The organism is Citrobacter sp. CK198 (genome assembly GCF_030333295.1).
Taxonomy (GTDB): Bacteria; Pseudomonadota; Gammaproteobacteria; order Enterobacterales; family Enterobacteriaceae; genus Citrobacter_B; species Citrobacter_B koseri.
In genome coordinates, this window is record NZ_JAOWGE010000035.1 from 51907 (window position 1) to 71457 (window position 19551).

At 55.0% G+C, this 19551-nt stretch carries 15 protein-coding genes; 12 read left to right on the forward strand and 3 right to left on the reverse strand.

What is annotated here, in order from left to right; translation table 11 throughout:
* Positions 1–27 precede the first annotated feature (27 nt).
* From fhuA to hrpB, 3 genes are all read right to left on the reverse strand, one after another.
* Complete coding sequence (fhuA, locus tag OGY62_RS18220) at positions 28–2277, reverse strand: ferrichrome porin FhuA (RefSeq protein WP_012134008.1); 2250 nt, start codon at positions 2275–2277, stop codon at positions 28–30.
* 288 nt (positions 2278–2565) lie between these two features.
* Positions 2566–5106, reverse strand: coding sequence for a bifunctional glycosyl transferase/transpeptidase (gene mrcB, locus OGY62_RS18225; RefSeq protein WP_012134009.1), 2541 nt, complete (start codon positions 5104–5106; stop codon positions 2566–2568).
* Between the two features lie 170 nt (positions 5107–5276).
* Complete coding sequence (gene hrpB / locus OGY62_RS18230) at positions 5277–7706, reverse strand: ATP-dependent helicase HrpB (protein ID WP_219935969.1); 2430 nt, start codon at positions 7704–7706, stop codon at positions 5277–5279.
* 73 nt (positions 7707–7779) lie between these two features.
* Between hrpB and thpR the strand changes: the two genes are divergently transcribed.
* The 12 genes from thpR (at position 7780) to OGY62_RS18290 (ending at position 19526) form a co-directional block, all read left to right on the forward strand.
* Entirely contained in the window at positions 7780–8310 is a 531-nt protein-coding gene (gene thpR / locus OGY62_RS18235; protein WP_219935971.1) for an RNA 2',3'-cyclic phosphodiesterase, read from the forward strand.
* Positions 8311–8344: 34 nt separating this feature from the next.
* On the forward strand, positions 8345–9049 hold the full coding sequence (gene sfsA, locus OGY62_RS18240) for a DNA/RNA nuclease SfsA (RefSeq protein WP_286460379.1): 705 nt from the start codon (positions 8345–8347) through the stop codon (positions 9047–9049).
* A 177-nt stretch (positions 9050–9226) separates the two neighbouring features.
* Entirely contained in the window at positions 9227–9682 is a 456-nt protein-coding gene (gene dksA / locus OGY62_RS18245; RefSeq protein WP_001155232.1) for an RNA polymerase-binding protein DksA, read from the forward strand.
* A 145-nt stretch (positions 9683–9827) separates the two neighbouring features.
* Entirely contained in the window at positions 9828–10724 is an 897-nt protein-coding gene (gene gluQRS, locus OGY62_RS18250; protein ID WP_115182357.1) for a tRNA glutamyl-Q(34) synthetase GluQRS, read from the forward strand.
* Between the two features lie 69 nt (positions 10725–10793).
* A complete protein-coding gene (gene pcnB, locus OGY62_RS18255; RefSeq protein ID WP_204267647.1) occupies positions 10794–12191 on the forward strand; it encodes a polynucleotide adenylyltransferase PcnB in 1398 nt (465 codons plus the stop codon).
* Positions 12188–12667: a 2-amino-4-hydroxy-6-hydroxymethyldihydropteridine diphosphokinase gene (gene folK, locus OGY62_RS18260; RefSeq protein WP_101744228.1), complete on the forward strand. Its 480-nt coding sequence runs from the start codon at positions 12188–12190 to the stop codon at positions 12665–12667. The genes pcnB and folK overlap by 4 nt, the downstream gene beginning before the upstream one ends.
* Positions 12668–12787: 120 nt before the next feature.
* Positions 12788–13579, forward strand: coding sequence for a 3-methyl-2-oxobutanoate hydroxymethyltransferase (panB, locus tag OGY62_RS18265; protein WP_286460380.1), 792 nt, complete (start codon positions 12788–12790; stop codon positions 13577–13579).
* A 118-nt stretch (positions 13580–13697) separates the two neighbouring features.
* Complete coding sequence (gene panC / locus OGY62_RS18270) at positions 13698–14552, forward strand: pantoate--beta-alanine ligase (RefSeq protein WP_024130695.1); 855 nt, start codon at positions 13698–13700, stop codon at positions 14550–14552.
* A gap of 92 nt (positions 14553–14644) precedes the next feature.
* On the forward strand, positions 14645–15025 hold the full coding sequence (panD, locus tag OGY62_RS18275; RefSeq protein WP_012134019.1) for an aspartate 1-decarboxylase: 381 nt from the start codon (positions 14645–14647) through the stop codon (positions 15023–15025).
* A 421-nt stretch (positions 15026–15446) separates the two neighbouring features.
* Complete coding sequence (locus tag OGY62_RS18280; RefSeq protein ID WP_024130696.1) at positions 15447–16037, forward strand: fimbrial protein; 591 nt, start codon at positions 15447–15449, stop codon at positions 16035–16037.
* Positions 16038–16117: 80 nt separating this feature from the next.
* Positions 16118–16861, forward strand: a complete 744-nt coding sequence (locus tag OGY62_RS18285) for a fimbrial chaperone (protein ID WP_049009322.1) — start codon at positions 16118–16120, stop codon at positions 16859–16861.
* Between the two features lie 64 nt (positions 16862–16925).
* The gene (locus tag OGY62_RS18290; protein ID WP_047458871.1) at positions 16926–19526 is read left to right on the forward strand and encodes an outer membrane usher protein; all 2601 of its coding nucleotides are present in this window, start codon (positions 16926–16928) and stop codon (positions 19524–19526) included.
* Positions 19527–19551 lie beyond the last annotated feature (25 nt).

Here is a 19551-nt window from a genome sequence, read left to right on the forward strand (position 1 = left end):
GCACGGCGAACCGTGCCCAAAGAGAAATTAGAAACGGAAGGTTGCGGTTGCAACGACCTGACGCTCCGCGCCCCAGAAGCAGCCATAGGTGTTAAAGCAGCTTGCGACGTACTCACGGTCAAACAAGTTGTTCACATGCAGCGCCACGTTAGACCCAGCCATACCAACGCGCGCCAGATCGTAACGTACTAACGCATCCACCAGCGTATAGCTCCCCACTTTGAAGGAGTTTGCCGGGTCGCCATAGCTGGAGCCAGTATAACGAACACCCGTACCCAACGTCAGCCCGGAAAGCGCGCCGTCATAGAGGGTGTAATCACCCCACAATGATGCCATATGTTTAGGCACCTGAGCAGGCGTGTTGCCTTTGTAGCTGGTGTCGGTAGTGTATTCCGCATCGGTATAGGTATAAGAACCAACCACGTTGACGCTTGCAGACAGCGCGGCTTTCGCTTCAATTTCCACACCACGTGAACGAATTTCACCGCCTTCGACTGACCAGGACGATCCATTCGGGTCGGGCATCAGATTGTTGGTTTTGGTGAGCTGATACACTGCACCGGTAATCACGATCGGACGATCGCTCGGCACGTATTTCACGCCAGCTTCGTACTGCTTACCTTTGGATGGAGCAAAGATATTACCGCTTTCCCCCGTCTGCGAAGCCGGTTCAAACGACTCGCTATAGCTGAAATACGGGGTTACGCCATTGTCGAACAGGTAGTTAACACCGCCACGCCAGGTGAACTGTTTGTCGTCGCGCTTATCGGTAGTACCGTAAACACGGTTGAAGGACTCCTGGTCAGCCCAGTCGTAACGACCGCCCAGAGTAACCAGCACCTTATCCCATTGCATCTGATCCTGCACGTACAAGCCAGTTTGCTTCTGCTTATTCAGCACTTTGTAAGGGCCTGAAGGGCCAGGATGTGAGCCAAAATCGAAGTCACTGCGATCAAGGTTATAGATGTCGGACGGCGTTACAGAACCAGCATAGCCAAACCAGGAGTCAATATCGTTACGCATACGCATAAAGTCAACGCCGGTCAGCAGCGTGTGATCCACATCGGCCGTTGCAAACTTGCTTTGCAGTTGGGTATCGACAGCGAAGTTCTGCAATTTCTCATTATCGATAACGTACTGACGAGTCAGCGTATGACCCCAATCTGACTGAGGAACGCTGGCGCAAGGACTATTAGCCGGATCCTTTGTATAGAGCGGATCGGAGCACATACCGTAGCCATACACGCTATTCTGCGAGACTTTATTTTGCGCGTAACGCAGATTCTGACGCACGGTAAAGGTGTCGTTAAATTCGTGGTCGAAGCTGTAGCCCACCATCTTCTCGTTACGAGAATAGGTATTGTTGTTCGCACCTTCGTTGAAATCGGTAGAGAGACGCTTACCGTTCGGTAACTTAGTCACTGTCCCTTCTTTCGGCAGCCAGCCGTAATAACCTGTTTCCGGTTCATTCTGGAAATAAGACAAGAAGGTAAAGTTGGTTTTATCATTCGGACGCCAGCTGAAAGATGGCGCAATGGCATAACGCTGTTCTTCTGCACCTTGCTGCTGGGCATTCGCAGAACGCGCAAGGCCGGTTAAGCGATAAGAGTAAACACCATCGTCATCCAGAGCATCACTAAAGTCAAAACCGGTCTGGAACAGGCTGTCGGTGCCCATCTTGAACTGAACTTCTTTCAGCGGTTCCGTGGTTGGACGCTTGCTGACCATGTTCAACAAACCACCAGGGTTGCTTTTTCCGTAGAGAACGGAAACCGGGCCGCGCATGACTTCAGCGCGCTCCAGCATATAAGGGTCAATCACCGCATCATTGTAAAAGTTACCCTGCATCTTCAGGCCATTCAGATAGTTGTTCTGACTTTGGCCGTCAGCGGCGAAACCGCGGATGATCAGGTAATCATAAGTGTTAGACGCGCCACGGGTGCCCACGGCAACACCAGGAGTGTAGCTGAGCGCCTCTTTCACAGATTTAGGCTGATGCAGCGCCATCTCCTCGGCAGTTACCACAGAAATAGACTGTGGCACCTTTTGAATGGGGGTATCCGTTTTGGTCGCTGTGGCGGATTGTCTGGCCGCGATGGTCGCCGCCGGCCCCCAGGCACTTTCCTGCTGGGCAGGTGCAGCGGTTACGGTGATAGTTTCTTCTTTCGGTTCAACCGCCGCCTGTGCATAGACAGACATGCCGCTAACCGCTGTGGCTACTACGACTGCGATTTTACGCAGCGAAGAGTTTGGCTGAGCAGTTTTAAGACGCGCCATTGGTATATCTCTAATGAAAAGTGAATGATAACGTAAACGAGAATTATTCTTATGACCGCAGCATAATATTCGAAACGTTGGCGCGATAGCAAGCAATACGCGCCCCTATCAAAACTAAGGGGTTAAGAAATAACCAGATGAAAAGGAAGGGTTAATGATTTAGGCTGGAATGTTATTCTGCGGAAATTTGCCGGATGGCGGCGCTGGCGCGCCTTATCCGGCCTACAAGATCCAATGCGTTTATTGGTTCTGTAGGCCTGATAAGCGCAGCGCCATCAGGCGCAACGGTTAGTTACTACCAAACATATCCTTGATCCACCCCGCCACGCCGTCGCTGTCTTTCTTCTCCTGCTGCGCCGGTTGCTGCTGTTGAGGCTGCTGTTGCTGTGAAGAAGACTGATCGAACGGATTCCCGGTCGGCTGCTGCTGTTGCATCATTTCGCCCTGCTGGCACAGCGCGTCCGGGTCGGTCGTCCAGACCGGCAGCGCTCGCATTCCACCGCTACAGACGAAATTACCGTCGTAATCGACGCCCATATCCACCACATCTTCCGGCGGCGTCAGCGTCAGCGGCGTTGGCGTTTGGTTCGCCAGATAACGCTGATAAATCGACATCGCGCCGCTGGCGCCGTACAGTTTCGTCGGCTGGTTATTATCGCGACCCACCCAGGTAATCGTCACCTGGCTGCCATCAATCCCTGCAAACCAGGTATCGACATTGTTGTTGGTGGTCCCGGTTTTACCCGCCAGATGCAGGCCCGGATACTTCGCGCCCAGCTGACGCCCGGTGCCGCGCTGCACAACCTGCTGCATCGTCCACAACGTCATATACGCCGCCTGCGCCGGAACCGCGCGCTCAGCCTGCGGGAAGCTCTGGTACAACACCGTACCGTCTTCCGCAATCACCGAACGCAATGCTGACAACGGCGCCCGGTTGCCGCCGCTGGCGATGGTCTGGAACGCTTGCGCCACTTCGATTGGCGTCAGGTTCAGCGCCCCCAGCAGCATGGCCGGAACCGGATGCAGCTGATCTTTCGGCACGCCCAGCTTCATCCAGGTATCGGTGACGGCAGGAAGTCCCAGCGCCATCCCCAGATTCACCGTCGGCACGTTCATGGAGCGCGTCAGCGCGTCCACCAGCATCACTTTGCCACTTTCGCTGTAACGACGGTCATCGTTCTGCGGAGACCAGACCTGCCCGTTCGGCTGACGAAGCGCGATCGGCGCGTCGGCAATCCAGGTGTTCAGGCGATACAGCTTCGGCTGGCTTAACGCCGTCAGATAGGTCGCCGGTTTTGCCAGAGAGCCGATAGAACGGCGCGCCTGCATCGCACGGTTGTACCCGGCGAACTGCGGCTCCGCCCCGCCGACCATCGCACGCACCTCGCCGCTGAAGCGGTCTACCACCACAATCGCGGTTTCCAGATCGCTCAGATTGCGCTGTTTCTTCAGCGCCGGAATGCCCTCAACGGCCGCTTTTTCAGCCGCATCCTGCGCCACGGAATCAAAAGTGGTGAAGATCTTCACGCCAGAAAGGTCTTTCACTTTGTCGCCGAGCTTCGCCTGCAACTCCTGACGCACCATCTGCATAAAGGCTGGCTGTGGCGAGATCACCCCGCCGCGCGGCTGCACGCCCAGCGGACGCGCACTCAGCATGTCGTACAGCTCCTGGTCGATCACCTGCTGTTGTTGCAGCAGACGCAGTACCAGATTACGACGCTCCAGCGCCAGTTTCGGGTTACGCCACGGGTTGTAGATTGACGCCCCTTTCACCATCCCCACCAGCAGCGCCTGCTGATCGAGGCTCAACTCTTCAACCGGGCGGCCAAAGTAGTACAGGCTCGCCAGCGGGAAGCCGCGAATCTCGTTATCGCCGCTCTGGCCGAGATAGACTTCGTTCATGTACAGCTCAAGGATCCTGTCCTTGCTGTAGCGCGCATCCATCAGCAGCGCCATGTAAGCTTCGTTCGCTTTACGCCAGTAGGAGCGTTCGCTGGTGAGGAACAGGTTTTTCACCAGCTGTTGCGTCAGCGTACTCGCCCCCTGAACCGTGCGCCCGGCGGTAAGGTTCGCCAGCACCGCACGACCGATGGAATACAGACTAACGCCATCGTGCTCATAGAAATGACGGTCTTCCGTCGCCAGCAGCGTATCCACCAGCAGATCCGGGAAACCGCTGCGCGGCACGAACAGGCGCTGTTCGCCGTTCGGCGAAGAGAGCATGGTGATCAGGCGCGGATCGAGACGGAAGAAACCAAACTGACGGTTGTTATCCATATTCACGATCGTATCCAGATGGCCGCCGTCAAAGGTCAGACGCGCACGCACCTGCCCTTCTTTGCTGTCCGGGAAGTCAAACGGACGGCGGATCATCTCGATGCTGTTCGCCTGCACGGTAAACTCGCCGGGACGCGTCATTTTCGTCACCTGACGGTACTGGGTGGCCTCCAGCAATTTCACCATTTCATTCTTGCTGACGGGCATTTCCGGCTCAAGGTTAACCATCCGGCCATATACCGCCGCAGGAAGCTGCCAGACTTTGCCATCAATACGGCTACGGATTTTTTGATCCAGATAGACGCCGTAGATCGCAATCAGCACGACAAAAACAATCGACAGTTTTAGCAGTAGCCAGAGCCAGCCACGTTTGCCACGAGGCTTACGCCCTTTGCCCTTACCGTTACGCGGCATCGGTTCTTCATCCTCATAGTCATCATCATAATCGTCGTCGTACTCTTCATCTCTGAGTCGACGACGGCTTACCTTTTGTTTCACCGGACGCGGTGGTTTCCCTTTGCGTCCAATTGGCTCGCGGTCATTCCCGGCCATGCTTTTTCTCCGCAACATACAGGCGCAAAGGCCCGATTCTCTGTTCTTCCGTCAGTCGACAGAAGAAGAAATCTCTCAATTTTCTGCCATGTTTATGCCGGATGGCGGCTTCGCCTTATCCGGCCTACATTTGAGCGAGCAGGCCTGATAAGCACAGCGCCATCCGGCAGTCATGAATACTTCTTCGTGCGCCGCGTTGGCGCGGTATTCGCCGGATCGTCCGGCCAGACATGTTTGGGATAACGCCCTTTCATCTCTTTTTGTACCTCGCGGTACGCTCCCTGCCAGAACGCGCTTAAATCGCGCGTAATCTGTAGCGGGCGTTGGGCCGGTGAGAGCAACTCCAGCACCAGCGGCACGCGCCCCTGCGCGATAGCAGGCGTATTCGCTTCGCCAAACATCTCCTGCATTCTGACCGCCAGCGCTGGCGGGTTATCTTCGTGATAACGAATGGCTATCCGGCTTCCCGTCGGCACAGTGTAATGCGCGGGCAGCTCACTATCCAGACGTTGCAGCATAGACCAGTCCAGCAGGCCGCGTAACGCCTGGGTAATATTCAGGGCTTTCAGGGCGCGCAGCGTATGAACGCCCGTCATGTGCGGCAGCAGCCAGCTTTCCAGCGTCGCCAGAAGAGAAGCGTCATCAACGGCAGGCCAGTCGTACTCCGGCAACCATTGCGCCGCGCGCAGCAGACGCAGGCGGAACTGTTCAGCCTCCGGCGTCCAGTTGAGCACACTTAGCCCTTTATCGCGAATGCCATTGAGCATCGCCTGGTGCAGTTCCTCTTCCGAAGGCTTAGCCAGCGGCTGAACTTTTACCGTCAGTTGCCCGATACGCATTCGGCGCAGCGCCTTTAACGTTCCCTGCGCGTCGTCCCACTCTACCGTGTCAGACTGCTGCAACAGCGCCGGACATGCCTGAATAAGCGCCTCGATATCCAGCGGTAAAGCCAGCAGAATACGGGCATCCGGCGACGCGCTTCCCTGCAACAGCAACGGTGCGATAAGCCACTCATGGCGACCCAGCGCGTCATCGGCGTCAAGCACCGCGCCCATGCCATTCGCCAGTTGATAGCGCCCTTCCTGACCGCGTCGACGCGCGATACGATCGGCAAACGCCTGCGCAAGCAGCGGCGCCAGCATCGTGCCGTCCACTTCGCCGCCTCGCCCGTTGAGCCGTTTCAGGAGCTGCTGGCTACGCTGCTGCCAGCCCGGTTGCTGGCGCGAAAACGCCACGCTGAGGTCGGTATTGCCCGCGCGTGGCGGCTCCTCCAGAATCGCCGCCAGTTTCGCCGCTGTCGCCTTTTCACTGTCATTGCCGGCGCTGACCAGCATCGCCGCCAGACGGGGGTCGTTGCCAAGCCGCGCCATTTTCTGCCCCGTCGCGCTCAGCCGCTCGCCATCCAGCGCATTCAGCATCTGCAACAGCCGCCGGGCTGCCTGCACGTTGGCAGACGGGGGAAGGTCCAGCCAGTTTAGCTGCGCGGGATCGCTGCATCCCCATTGCAGCAGCTCCAGCAGTAAACCGGACAGATCGCTTTGTAAAATCTCCGGCTCGCTTTGCGCCGCCGCCCTTTCCGCCTGCTCTTTCGCCAGCAGGTGAACACACACGCCCGGTTCCAGACGCCCGGCGCGTCCGGCTCGCTGCGTCATGGAGGCCTGACTGACGCGCTGGGTAATCAGCCGCGTCAGGCCGGTTCGCACGTCATAGCGCGCCACGCGCTCCTGCGCGCTGTCCACCACCAGACGGATACCCTCGATGGTTAAACTGGTTTCGGCAATATTGGTCGCCAGCACGACTTTGCGCATCCCGCGCGGCGCAGGCAGTATCGCTTTACGCTGCGCCTCCAGAGACAACGCGCCATACAGCGGGCATAACAGCACATCATCCGCCACGCGCGCGGCCAGGTATTCCTGTACGCGCAGAATTTCCCCAACGCCCGGTAAAAACAGCAGCAGAGAGCCGGTTTCGTGACGCAGCAAATCTGCCGTGGCGATGGCCACCGCCTCATCAAAACGCAGTTGGGCCGGAAGTGACTGGTAGCGACGCTCAACGGGCCAGGCACGCCCCTCAGACACCACCTGCGGCGCATCAGGAAGGCGCTGTTGCAGCTTCCCGTTGTCCAGCGTCGCAGACATGATCAGCAGTTTCAGATCGTCACGCAGCCCTTGCTGCACGTCCAGCAGCAAGGCCAGCGCCAGATCCGCCTGCACACTACGCTCATGAAATTCATCGAGGATCACCAGCCCGACGCCGTTCAGCTCGGGATCGCGCTGGATCATTCTTGTCAGCACCCCTTCCGTCACTACTTCAAGCCGCGTCTGCGGGCCAACACAGCTTTGCGCGCGCATCCGATAACCGACCGTCTCGCCGGGCTTCTCGTTCAGGAGTTCCGCCAGCCGCTGCGCCACATTACGTGCCGCCAGGCGGCGCGGCTCCAGCAGGATAATTCGCCCCTGAATGCCTTTATGCGTCAGAAACTGCAACGGCAGCCAGGTCGATTTCCCCGCGCCGGTTGGGGCGGTGAGCAAAACCTGGGGCGCGCCTTCAAGCGCGGCAAGTAATTCGGGCAGTACGGCGGCAACGGGCAACGACGTCACAAATGGCTCCAGAGGGTTAACATTCTTCGCGCTGCATTGTAGCATCGCGTTAATTCATAACCGAGTACCCATCATGTCTGAGCCGAAAAGGCTGTTCTTTGCCATTGAATTGCCCGACGAGGTTCGTGAGCAGATCATCGCCTGGCGCGCCGGTCATTTTTCCCCGGACGACGGCAGGCCGGTCGCCGCAGCGAATTTGCACCTGACGCTGGCGTTTTTAGGCGAGGTGAGCGCGAGCAAGCAACAGGCGTTATCACAGCTTGCCGGACGCATCCGTCAGCCGGGCTTTACGCTCAGGCTGGATGACGCGGGCCAGTGGCTACGTTCGCGGGTCGTCTGGCTGGGGATGCGACAGCCGCCGCGCGGGCTGCTGCAACTGGCGAACATGTTACGCGCCCAGGCGGCGCGCAGCGGTTGTTATCAAAGCCCGCAGCCTTTTCATCCGCATATTACGCTGCTGCGTGACGCCAGCCATGCGGTCGCCATTCCAGCGCCGGGTTTTTGCTGGTCGTTTCCGGTCAATGAATTTGCGCTTTATGCCTCGTCGTTCGAACGCGGCCGCACACGTTACACACAACTACAGCGCTGGACGCTTACCGAATAAAATAGTCTGCAAAAGCAGGCTTTAAGGAAATCACATGCAGTTCTCTCCGCCATTACAGCGTGCCACCTTAATTCAGCGCTACAAACGTTTTTTAGCCGATGTCATTACACCGGACGGCACGGAATTAACGTTACACTGCCCAAATACCGGTGCGATGACCGGATGCGCCACGCCGGGCGATACCGTCTGGTATTCGACATCAGAAAATACTAAACGCAAATATCCGCACACCTGGGAATTAACGCAAACCCGGACAGGCGCACTTATCTGCGTTAACACCCTGTGGGCAAACAGATTAACGAAGGAAGCGATTCAGAATGAGCAGCTTTCAGAACTTTCAGGCTACAGCCTGTTAAAAAGCGAAGTAAAATACGGCGCGGAACGCAGCCGTATTGATTTCATGTTACAGGCAGATTCCCGACCCGACTGCTATATTGAAGTGAAATCGGTCACATTAGCGGAACAAGAGTATGGTTATTTTCCCGATGCCGTCACCTTACGGGGACAAAAACACCTTCGGGAACTGATGAGCGTAGCGGCTGAAGGCCATCGCGCCGTGGTGTTATTCGCGGTGCTGCATTCAGCCATTACACGGTTTTCACCCGCGCGGCATATCGATGCAAAATATGCGCAACTATTGATTGAAGCACAGCTAAAGGGGGTAGAAATTCTGGTTTATAAAGCCGAACTTTCTGCCGAAGGTATGACTCTAAAAGAATCGTTACCCATGACTTTATAATGGCGTAAACAATCGGTTAATTAGTATTCTGGTCGCGTACGCAAATACGCTTTTCCTCACAGGGTTGTCAAGTGTTACGTTTAGATAATTGCTATCCTGAAAAGCATCTGCTATTTATAGCGACCTGATTTTTCCCCCGACAATGGGGATCGATAGTGCGTGTTAAGGAGAAGCAACATGCAAGAAGGGCAAAACCGTAAAACATCGTCCCTGAGTATTCTCGCCATCGCTGGGGTGGAGCCGTACCAGGAGAAACCGGGCGAAGAGTATATGAACGAAGCCCAGCTGTCGCACTTCAAGCGTATTCTTGAAGCATGGCGTAATCAACTCAGGGATGAAGTCGATCGCACTGTGACTCATATGCAGGACGAAGCGGCTAACTTCCCTGATCCGGTTGACCGTGCCGCGCAGGAAGAAGAATTTAGCCTTGAGCTGCGTAACCGCGACCGTGAGCGCAAACTGATCAAAAAGATCGAGAAAACGCTGAAGAAAGTGGAAGACGAAGATTTTGGCTACTGCGAATCCTGCGGTGTCGAAATTGGTATTCGCCGTCTGGAAGCGCGTCCAACAGCCGATCTGTGCATCGACTGCAAAACGCTGGCTGAGATCCGCGAAAAACAAATGGCGGGCTAATCCCGTCAGACCGTAGAACGCCGGATGGCGCTACGCTTATCCTGCCTGGCAACAATTCATAGGCCGGATGAAGGGTTTGCGCCGCCATCCGGCAAAATCCGGGCGGGGTTATCTCCCGCCTTATTCTTTTATATTGTCCACCGGTATGACCAACGCACACTATATTGGCCGCTTCGCCCCGTCCCCCTCTGGCGAGCTGCACTTTGGTTCACTGATCGCCGCCCTCGGTAGTTACCTGCGAGCCCGCTCTCAGCATGGGATCTGGCGAGTACGCATTGAAGATATCGATCCCCCTCGTGAAGTTCCCGGTGCCGCAGAGACAATTCTGCGTCAGCTGGAACATTACGGCCTGCACTGGGATGGCGATATATTGTGGCAGTCCCAACGCCATGACGCCTACCGCGACGCGCTCGCCTGGCTGCGCCAGCAGAATTTAAGCTACTACTGCACCTGCCCACGCGCGCGTATTCAACGCATCGGCGGCGTTTACGACGGCCATTGCCGAACCTTGCAGCATGGGCCGGAAAATGCCGCCGTGCGGATTAAACAGTTCAGTCCGGTGATGCAATTTCATGACGTGCTGCGCGGCGATATCCAGGCCGACCCGCTGCTGGCGAGTGAGGATTTTATTATTCATCGCCGCGATGGTCTGTTCGCCTATAACCTGGCGGTGGTCGTGGACGATCATTTTCAGGGCGTCACGGAAATCGTGCGCGGCGCGGATTTAATCGAACCCACGGTACGGCAAATTTCGTTGTACCAGCAGTTCGGCTGGCGCGCGCCGGACTATATTCATCTGCCGTTGGCGCTCAACGAACAAGGCGCTAAACTTTCCAAACAGAATCATGCCCCAGCCTTGCCGGAGGGCGATCCACGCCCCGTACTCATTGCCGCGCTGCGCTTTCTGGGCCAGAACGCCACGGCGCAATGGCAGGATATGCATACCGACGAATTATTGCAGTATGCGGTGGATAACTGGACGCTTACGACGGTGCCGGAATCGGCAAGTGTAAATCCAGCATTCTCAAATGCGTCTTGCTGAGCTATGATTAGCCGCTATTTTTACGCAGTAACTTGTCCTGATTGATGTTTGACACTACCGAGGTGCACTATTTTTACCCGAGTCGCTAATTTTTGCCGCAAGGTGCTAAACCGCGAGGAGAGCGAGGCCGAGCTTGCCGTCGCCCGTCCACATATGACGGTAATCCCGCGTGAGCAGCACGCTATTTCCCGCAAAGATATCAGTGAAAATGCTCTGAAAGTAATGTACAGGCTCAATAAAGCGGGATATGAGGCCTGGCTGGTTGGCGGCGGCGTGCGCGATCTTCTGCTCGGCAAAAAACCGAAAGATTTCGATGTCACCACCAATGCAACGCCGGATCAGGTGCGGAAGTTGTTCCGTAACTGTCGTCTGGTGGGTCGCCGTTTCCGTCTGGCGCACGTCATGTTCGGCCCGGAGATTATCGAAGTGGCGACATTCCGTGGTCACCATGAAGGCAACGACAGCGACCGCGCCACCTCCCAGCGCGGGCAAAACGGCATGCTGTTGCGCGATAACATCTTCGGCTCCATTGAAGAGGACGCCCAGCGTCGCGACTTCACCATTAACAGCCTCTATTACAGCGTGGCGGATTTCACCGTGCGCGACTATGTCGGCGGTATGCAGGATCTGAAAGACGGCGTGATTCGCCTGATCGGCAACCCTGAAACGCGTTACCGCGAAGATCCGGTGCGAATGCTGCGTGCAGTCCGTTTCGCCGCAAAACTCGATATGCGCATCAGCCCGGAAACCGCAGAGCCGATTCCGCGCCTGGCGACCTTACTCAACGATATTCCGCCCGCGCGTCTGTTTGAAGAGTCCCTGAAGCTTCTGCAAGCGGGATATGGTTTCGAAACCTACAAAAAGCTGCGTGAATACAGCCTGTTCCAGCCCCTGTTCCCCACCATTACGCGTTATTTCACCGAAAACGGCGACAGCGCGATGGAGCGCATCATTGCGCAGGTGCTGAAAAATACCGATAACCGCATTCATAACGACATGCGCGTTAACCCGGCGTTCTTGTTTGCCGCCATGTTCTGGTATCCGCTTCTGGAAATGGCGCAGAAAATCGCTCAGGAGAGCGGCCTGGCCTATTACGACGCCTTTGCGCTGGCCATGAACGAGGTGCTGGACGAAGCGTGCCGTTCGCTGGCGATCCCGAAACGCCTCACAACGTTAACCCGTGATATCTGGCAACTCCAGTTGCGGATGTCCCGCCGCCAGGGCAAACGCGCCTGGAAGCTGCTGGAGCATCCGAAATTCCGCGCCGCATACGATCTGCTGGCGTTGCGCGCCGAGGTAGAAAACAACGCTGAACTGCAACGTCTGGCGCAGTGGTGGGGCGAGTTCCAGGTTTCAGCGCCGCCCGATCAGAAAGGCATGCTGAATGAACTGGATGAAGACCCCGCGCCGCGCCGCCGCCATCGTCGTCCGCGCAAACGCGCGCCACGCCGCGAGGGAACCGCGTGACGGTTGCCTATATCGCGCTCGGCAGCAACTTAGCCTCTCCGCTGGAGCAGGTTAATGCTGCCGTGAAGGCTATCGGCGACATCCCGGACAGCCGCATTGTTGCCGTTTCCTCGTTTTACCGCACTCCCCCGCTAGGCCCGCAGGATCAGCCCGACTACCTGAACGCCGCCGTTGCGCTGGAAACCCAACTGGCGCCGGAAGAACTGCTCAACCACACGCAGCGTATTGAGTTACAACAGGGCCGCGTTCGCAAAGCCGAACGCTGGGGACCGCGCACACTCGATCTCGACATCATGCTGTTTGGTGATGACGTAATAAATACGCCCCGCCTGACGATACCGCACTACGACATGAAAAATCGCGGTTTTATGCTGTGGCCGCTCTTTGAAATCGCCCCCGACCTGGTGTTCCCGGACGGCGTCACGCTGCATCATTACCTCACACGCCTCGCAGCAGAAAAACCTGCCCACTGGTAAATTGCCCGCCCCTCTTTAGCGTTTACTGCTTTCGGGTTAATCGATTGCTTAAATCCATTGCCCCCATCAATGCTGCTGTTAAAATGCCGGTTAATATGACCTCCACCATCAGGAAACGTTATGAAACCGACGACTATCGCCTTGCTGCAAAAATGTAAGCAAGAGAAAAAGCGCTTCGCGACTATCACCGCCTACGATTACAGCTTTGCCAGACTCTTCGCTGACGAGGGTATCAACGTGATGCTGGTAGGCGACTCGCTGGGCATGACGGTTCAGGGACACGATTCCACCCTGCCTGTTACCGTAGAAGATATCGCTTACCACACGCGTGCGGTGCGCCGTGGCGCGCCTAACTGTCTCCTGCTCTCCGACCTGCCGTTTATGGCCTATGCCACCCCGGAGCAGGCGTTTGAAAACGCCGCCGTGGTGATGCGCGCGGGGGCGAATATGGTCAAAATCGAAGGCGGCGCCTGGCTGGTCGATACGGTAAAAATGCTCACCGAACGCGCGGTGCCGGTGTGCGGCCATCTGGGACTGACGCCGCAATCCGTCAATATCTTTGGCGGCTATAAGATCCAAGGGCGCGGCGATGCGGGGCAGGTACTGCTGGATGATGCGCAGGCGCTGGAAGCGGCAGGCGCACAGTTGCTGGTGCTGGAATGCGTACCGGTTGAGCTTGCTAAACGCGTCACCGAAGCGCTCTCCATTCCGGTCATCGGCATTGGCGCAGGCAACGTAACTGACGGTCAGATCCTGGTGATGCACGACGCCTTCGGCATTACCGGCGGCCACATTCCGAAATTTGCTAAAAATTTCCTAGCGGAAGCAGGCGACATGCGCGCCGCCGTGCGGCAGTATATTGCCGAGGTTGAGTCCAGCGTCTATCCGGGCGAAGAACACAGCTTCCATTAATGGGGTGCTTGTAGGCCGGATAAAACGCCCTGCGTCGCCATCCGGCAAAATGCCTGATGGCGCTACGCTTATCAGGCCTACAAACCACGGTCCATCAGGCAACTTAAGGAGTCTTGTTGTGCTAATTATTGAAACCCTGCCGCTGCTGCGACAGCATATTCGCCGCCTGCGCCAGGACGGTAAACGCATTGCGCTGGTGCCAACGATGGGCAACCTGCACGATGGTCATATGAAACTGGTTGAGGAAGCGAAAGCGCGCGCTGACGTCGTGGTGGTCAGTATTTTCGTGAACCCAATGCAGTTTGACCGCCCGGACGATCTGGTACGCTACCCACGAACGTTGCAGGAAGATTGCGAAAAGCTGAACAAACGCAAAGTGGATTTCGTGTTCGCGCCGGCGCCAGCGGAAATTTACCCGCAAGGCACCGACGGCCAGACTTACGTTGATGTTCCTGGGCTGTCCACCATGCTGGAAGGCGCCAGCCGTCCGGGCCATTTTCGCGGTGTTTCCACCATCGTCAGCAAACTCTTCAATCTCGTCCAGCCGGACATCGCCTGCTTTGGCGAAAAGGACTTCCAGCAACTGGCTTTAATCCGCAAGATGGTGGCCGATATGGGCTACGACATCGAGATCGTCGGTGTACCGATTATTCGCGCCAAAGATGGTTTAGCGCTGAGTTCGCGTAACGGTTACCTGACCGCCGAACAGCGCAAAATTGCTCCCGGCTTAAATAAGGTGATGAACAGCGTCGCCGAGAAATTGCTGGCGGGTAATCGCGATCTGGAAGAGATGATCGCCGTCGCCGAGCAGGAGCTGAATGAAAAAGGCTTCCGCGCGGATGACATTCAGATTCGCGACGCGGACACGCTGCTGGAACTCACCGATAGCAGCAAACGCGCGGTGATCCTGATGGCAGCATGGCTGGGTCAGGCTCGCCTGATCGACAATCAGTCCGTTACATTAACCCAGTAGACAGGGGTTAAAAATCAGGCAATACTGCCTGAGAATTTCCTCAAAGCAGGCGACGCCTGCTTCGTTATCGCTAAGATTTAAAGGTAGAAGTTATGATTCGCACTATGTTGCAGGGCAAACTCCACCGCGTGAAAGTGACTCAGGCGGACCTGCACTACGAAGGTTCCTGCGCCATTGATCAGGATTTTCTGGACGCAGCCGGTATTCTTGAAAACGAAGCCATTGATATCTGGAACGTGACTAACGGCAAGCGCTTCTCAACCTATGCGATTGCCGCCGAACGTGGCTCCAGAATCATCTCCGTGAACGGCGCTGCGGCGCACTGTGCTGCGGTGGGCGATATCGTGATCATCGCAAGTTTCGTTACCATGTCAGACGAAGAAGCGCGTCGCTGGCAGCCCAACGTCGCCTATTTTGAAGGCGATAATGAAATGAAGCGCACCGCGAAAGCGATCCCGGTACAGGTTGCCTGATATTTCCCAAATATATTATTATATTAATAAAAGGAGCCGAAAAACTTCAGCTCCTTTTATTTTAAATAATTCCGGCCTTTCTTATCAGGACAACTAATAATATTAGTTGAGGCGTTATCAGAAAATTTAAACAAACGTTCAACAATCCATCGTTATATTTATTTATATCATTAAATTCTTTTCCTCACAAATTCATCAGATGAATAGCCAAAAATAAAAACACTTACCTTTCAACGAAATAACCATCAGTTAAGTTTACTTAAACACCATTTAAGTAAAGATAATTACAATTATCAATAAATATTTTCCTATACTCCGCAAAGTTAATGTAATTCCCCGGCCGGCCTTTACGCTTAACAGACGAAGTACTTTTTCTAAAAACGTAAAGTACACTTATTATCTAATACGGATGTTTATCAAAATGGCATTGAAAAAATACGCATTAGCTGCGGCAGTTCTGGCAACTATTTCCAGTTCAGCATTCGCAGCAGACGCAGATCGTGGCACCATCACCTTCCACGGCCTGGTCACCCCGAATACCTGTAACATCACGCTGAAAGATGATCCACTGAGCTCCCAGACAACTAAAGACTTCAACGTCACTCTGCCGACCGTGTCAGTAGAAGACTTCACCCCAGGTACTGCTGCCGACGTTAACAGCACCCTGGGCCAGGCTAAGTTCGCGCTGTCTATTTCCTGTGCGGATACTGAGTTGCAGTCTGCTGATGCGCAGTTTGATTCCTGGGGCGGTTCTTCCGCAAACAACGAAGGCGCGCTGGTTCCACCAACTGGCCTGCAAGGTTCAGCAACCAACGTAAGCCTGGTTCTGCACAACGATGGCAACACGAAGACCGATCTGATCAAAATCGATCATCCTAACAACACTCAGTCAACCACGCTGACTGATGGCAAAGGCGAACTGAACTACACCGTCGCTTATATGGGTCCGGCTACTGGCGTAACCAGCGGTTCCGTGCAGGCACAGGTTGCCTTCACCATGAACTACCAATAAGCAACAGGACTGTTGTTCTTCATCCTCTGGCTTAAGCCAGAGGATGTTTTCGTTACATCCAACAGGGAGTGGGTAGCATTATGTTCAGCCTGACGTTAAAAACCGGATTAAAAACCCTCACCGCCGCCATGATCGGCATCGCCTCTTTTCAGGCATGCGCCGACGTGGTTATCTCCGGCACACGCATCGTATATCAACAATCCATGAAAGATGTGATTGTGAACCTGGATAACCGAGGCAAAAACCCGCTGTTACTTCAGATCTGGCTGGATGACGGGAGCCCGAACGTTAACCCGCAGGAATTAAAACTGCCTTTTGTCATTACCCCGCCCATTTCACGCATCGATCCAGGGAAAGGCCAGTCTGTGCGTGTGACATATTTACAGCAGCCGCTGCCGCAGGATCGGGAATCCTTATTCTGGTTTAACGTGCTGGAAATCCCCAAAAAAGCAACGGCGAAAGACGGCGAAAGCCAGAACCAACTGCAACTCGCTTTCCGTACCCGTATTAAGCTATTTTTCCGCCCGGACGGCTTAAAAGGCACCCCAGGTGAGGCGATGAAGCAGGTTAAATGGTCGCAAACGCGCCAGGGCAACACCCTGTCTTTAGTTGGCCGTAACGACTCGCCCTATAACGTTTCACTCTCCAGCGCAACGTTTAAGGTCGGCGCCAAAGAGTATGAAATTGACAGTAAGTCGATTAAGCCGTTCTCCAGCGAAACCATGACGGTTAAAGGATTAACGAATAACGCCAGCGGAGAAGTGGTGTATATCGCTATCAATGATTTTGGCGGAACGGAAAAACTCACCGCCAACGTTAATTAATAAATTAAAAATATATTTTTTCTTCTTATATAACGGCAACCCGCTTTAATCGACTGGACTTGTTATGATTTTTCGACGATCTCTATTATGTCTCGCCATTAGTGCGGCATTGCCGTTCTCTGTTCATGCGACGGGAAATACGCCTGCACAGTCCTCTGCTCCCGACTCAGAGGAAATGGTAGAGTTTAACGATCAATTCCTGCTGAATATGGGGAGTGCAGTCGATGTAAGCCGTTATGCTCAGGGTAATCCAATATTACCGGGAACCTACCGGGCGAAAATAAGCCTGAACGGTGAAAATAAATCGACGCAAAACATCGAATTTAAAGATAACGGAACGCCACGCGCCACGCCGTGTATTACCGCATTGTTGCTGAAACAAGCGGGCGTTGATAGTAGCGTGCTGGGGAATACTATTTCCGACGATGATACAACCTGTATTGATATCAAAAAATATTACCCCCACTCGTCGGTGAATTTCGATACCTCAAAACTCACCCTGGAATTGACGATGCCGCAGCTTTACGTTCTCAAGCGCCCGGCGGGATATGTCGATCCATCATTATGGGATGCAGGTATTCCGGCGGCGTTGCTGTCGTACAACCTCAACGCCTGGCATAGCGAAAGCGATGGCAATAATTCCGACACGGCTTATGCCGGTCTGCAATATGGGCTGAATTTGGGCGCATGGCGGCTGCGCTCCCGCGGCACCTACAACTGGGATAAAGACAACGGCTCGGACTACTCCAGCCAGGACATTTACCTCCAGCGCGACATTCCGGCGTTAACCGCGCAGGTTGTGGCGGGCGAAACCTACACCAACGGCGATACCTTCGACTCCGTCAGCCTGCGCGGGATGCGCCTGTACAGCGACGATCGCATGCGCCCGGAAGGCCGTACCAACTACTCACCGGTCATTCGTGGCGTCGCTAACAGCAACGCCAAAGTCACCGTCATGCAAAGCGGCAGCAAAATTTATGAAACCACCGTACCACCAGGCCCGTTTGAACTGAGCGATCTCAGCACCACCGGCTACGGTAACGATCTACAGGTGACTGTAGAAGAGTCTGACGGCAGCAAGAGAACCTTCACGGTTCCTTTTTCCTCGGTTACGCAGATGATGCGTCCGGGAACCTCACGCTGGGAGTTTGGCGCGGGCGAACTGAACGACGATTCGCTGCATGACAGACCGAACATTGGTTACGCCACCTGGTATTACGGTCTCAACAACACCTTTACCGGCTACGCGGGCGTGCAGTACAGCGACATGGATTTTTACGCCGGTTTGCTTGGCGTGGCGATGAACACCGCGATCGGCGCCTTCGCGTTAGACGTCACGCAGTCACATGCACAAATTGACGAGCTGGGAACGCTGACCGGCCAAAGCTATCGCCTGACGTACAGCAAAGTCATCGAAACCACCGACACCTCATTCAATGTGGCGGCATACCGTTTCTCGACGGAGGACTACCTCAGCTTACGGGACGCCGCCGCGCTGCACGACGACGTGAAATACGGCAGCTATAAGAATCAGTCATATGAGTCCAGCGACGAACTCTATTCTGACTATCAGCGTATGAAAAACCAGTTTCAGATTAGCGTCAGTCAACCGCTGGCGTTCAATGGTGAAAACTACGGCTCGCTCTATGTCACCGGCACCTGGGAAGACTACTGGAATGAGAGTGGTTCCACCTCAAACTACAGCGCAGGTTACAGCAATGACTTCCGCTATGGCAGCTACAGCATCTCGCTCCAGCGTACCTATGATGAAGATGGCGAAAAAGATGACAGCGTTTATCTCAACGTCAGCATTCCGTTAAGCACGTTTTCCAGTGAACGTAAAAATATTGCCGGTTTTAACAACGTCAATATGAGCGCGCGTACGGATATGGAAGGCAGCGCCAACTTTAACAACACCGCCAGCGGTAATACTGAAGACGGTAAGATTAACTACTCCATCAGTACGGCAAGCAACACCGGTGATTATGGCGATTTGAATCAGATCAGCGGTTACGGCTCATGGAGCAGTCCGTATGGCCCCCTGTCAGTCTCTACCTCTTTTAGCGATGACAGCAGCAAACAATATTCCGCCAACTATAGCGGCGGCATGGTGGTTCACACTGGCGGCCTGACGATGGCGCCAGGAACGTTAAGTGACACCGGCCCCATCATTCTGGTTCATGCCAGCGGCGCAAAAGGCGCGCAGCTCGGTTACGGCAAAGGTGAAATTGGTCGTTCAGGATACGCGATTATGCCGTATGCCTCGGCTTACCGTGAGAACCGCGTTGGGCTGAATATCAGTTCTCTGGACGCCGACGTCGAGGTCAAAAACACCAGTGAAACCATCGTCCCGCGTGATGGCGCCGTGGTGCTGGTCAACTTCGAAACCGACGAAGGTCGTTCTCTCATCCTTGAACTTCTACGCAACGATAAAGGCTTTATTCCACTCGGCGCAGACGTCCTGACCGATAAAGGCGAGCTGGTCGGCGCCGTCGGTCAGGCCGGGCAGGCTTATGTGCGCGGCGTAGAAGATCAGGGCACCCTGCGAGTTGTCTGGGGTAAAGAAGCAGGTAGCGCCTGTACGGTGAATTATCACATTACCGACAGCGCACAAAAGGCAGGATTAACCACAATCCTGAACAATCAACTCTGTCATATGCAATAAGTTATTTTTCTACAGGGAGTTCCCT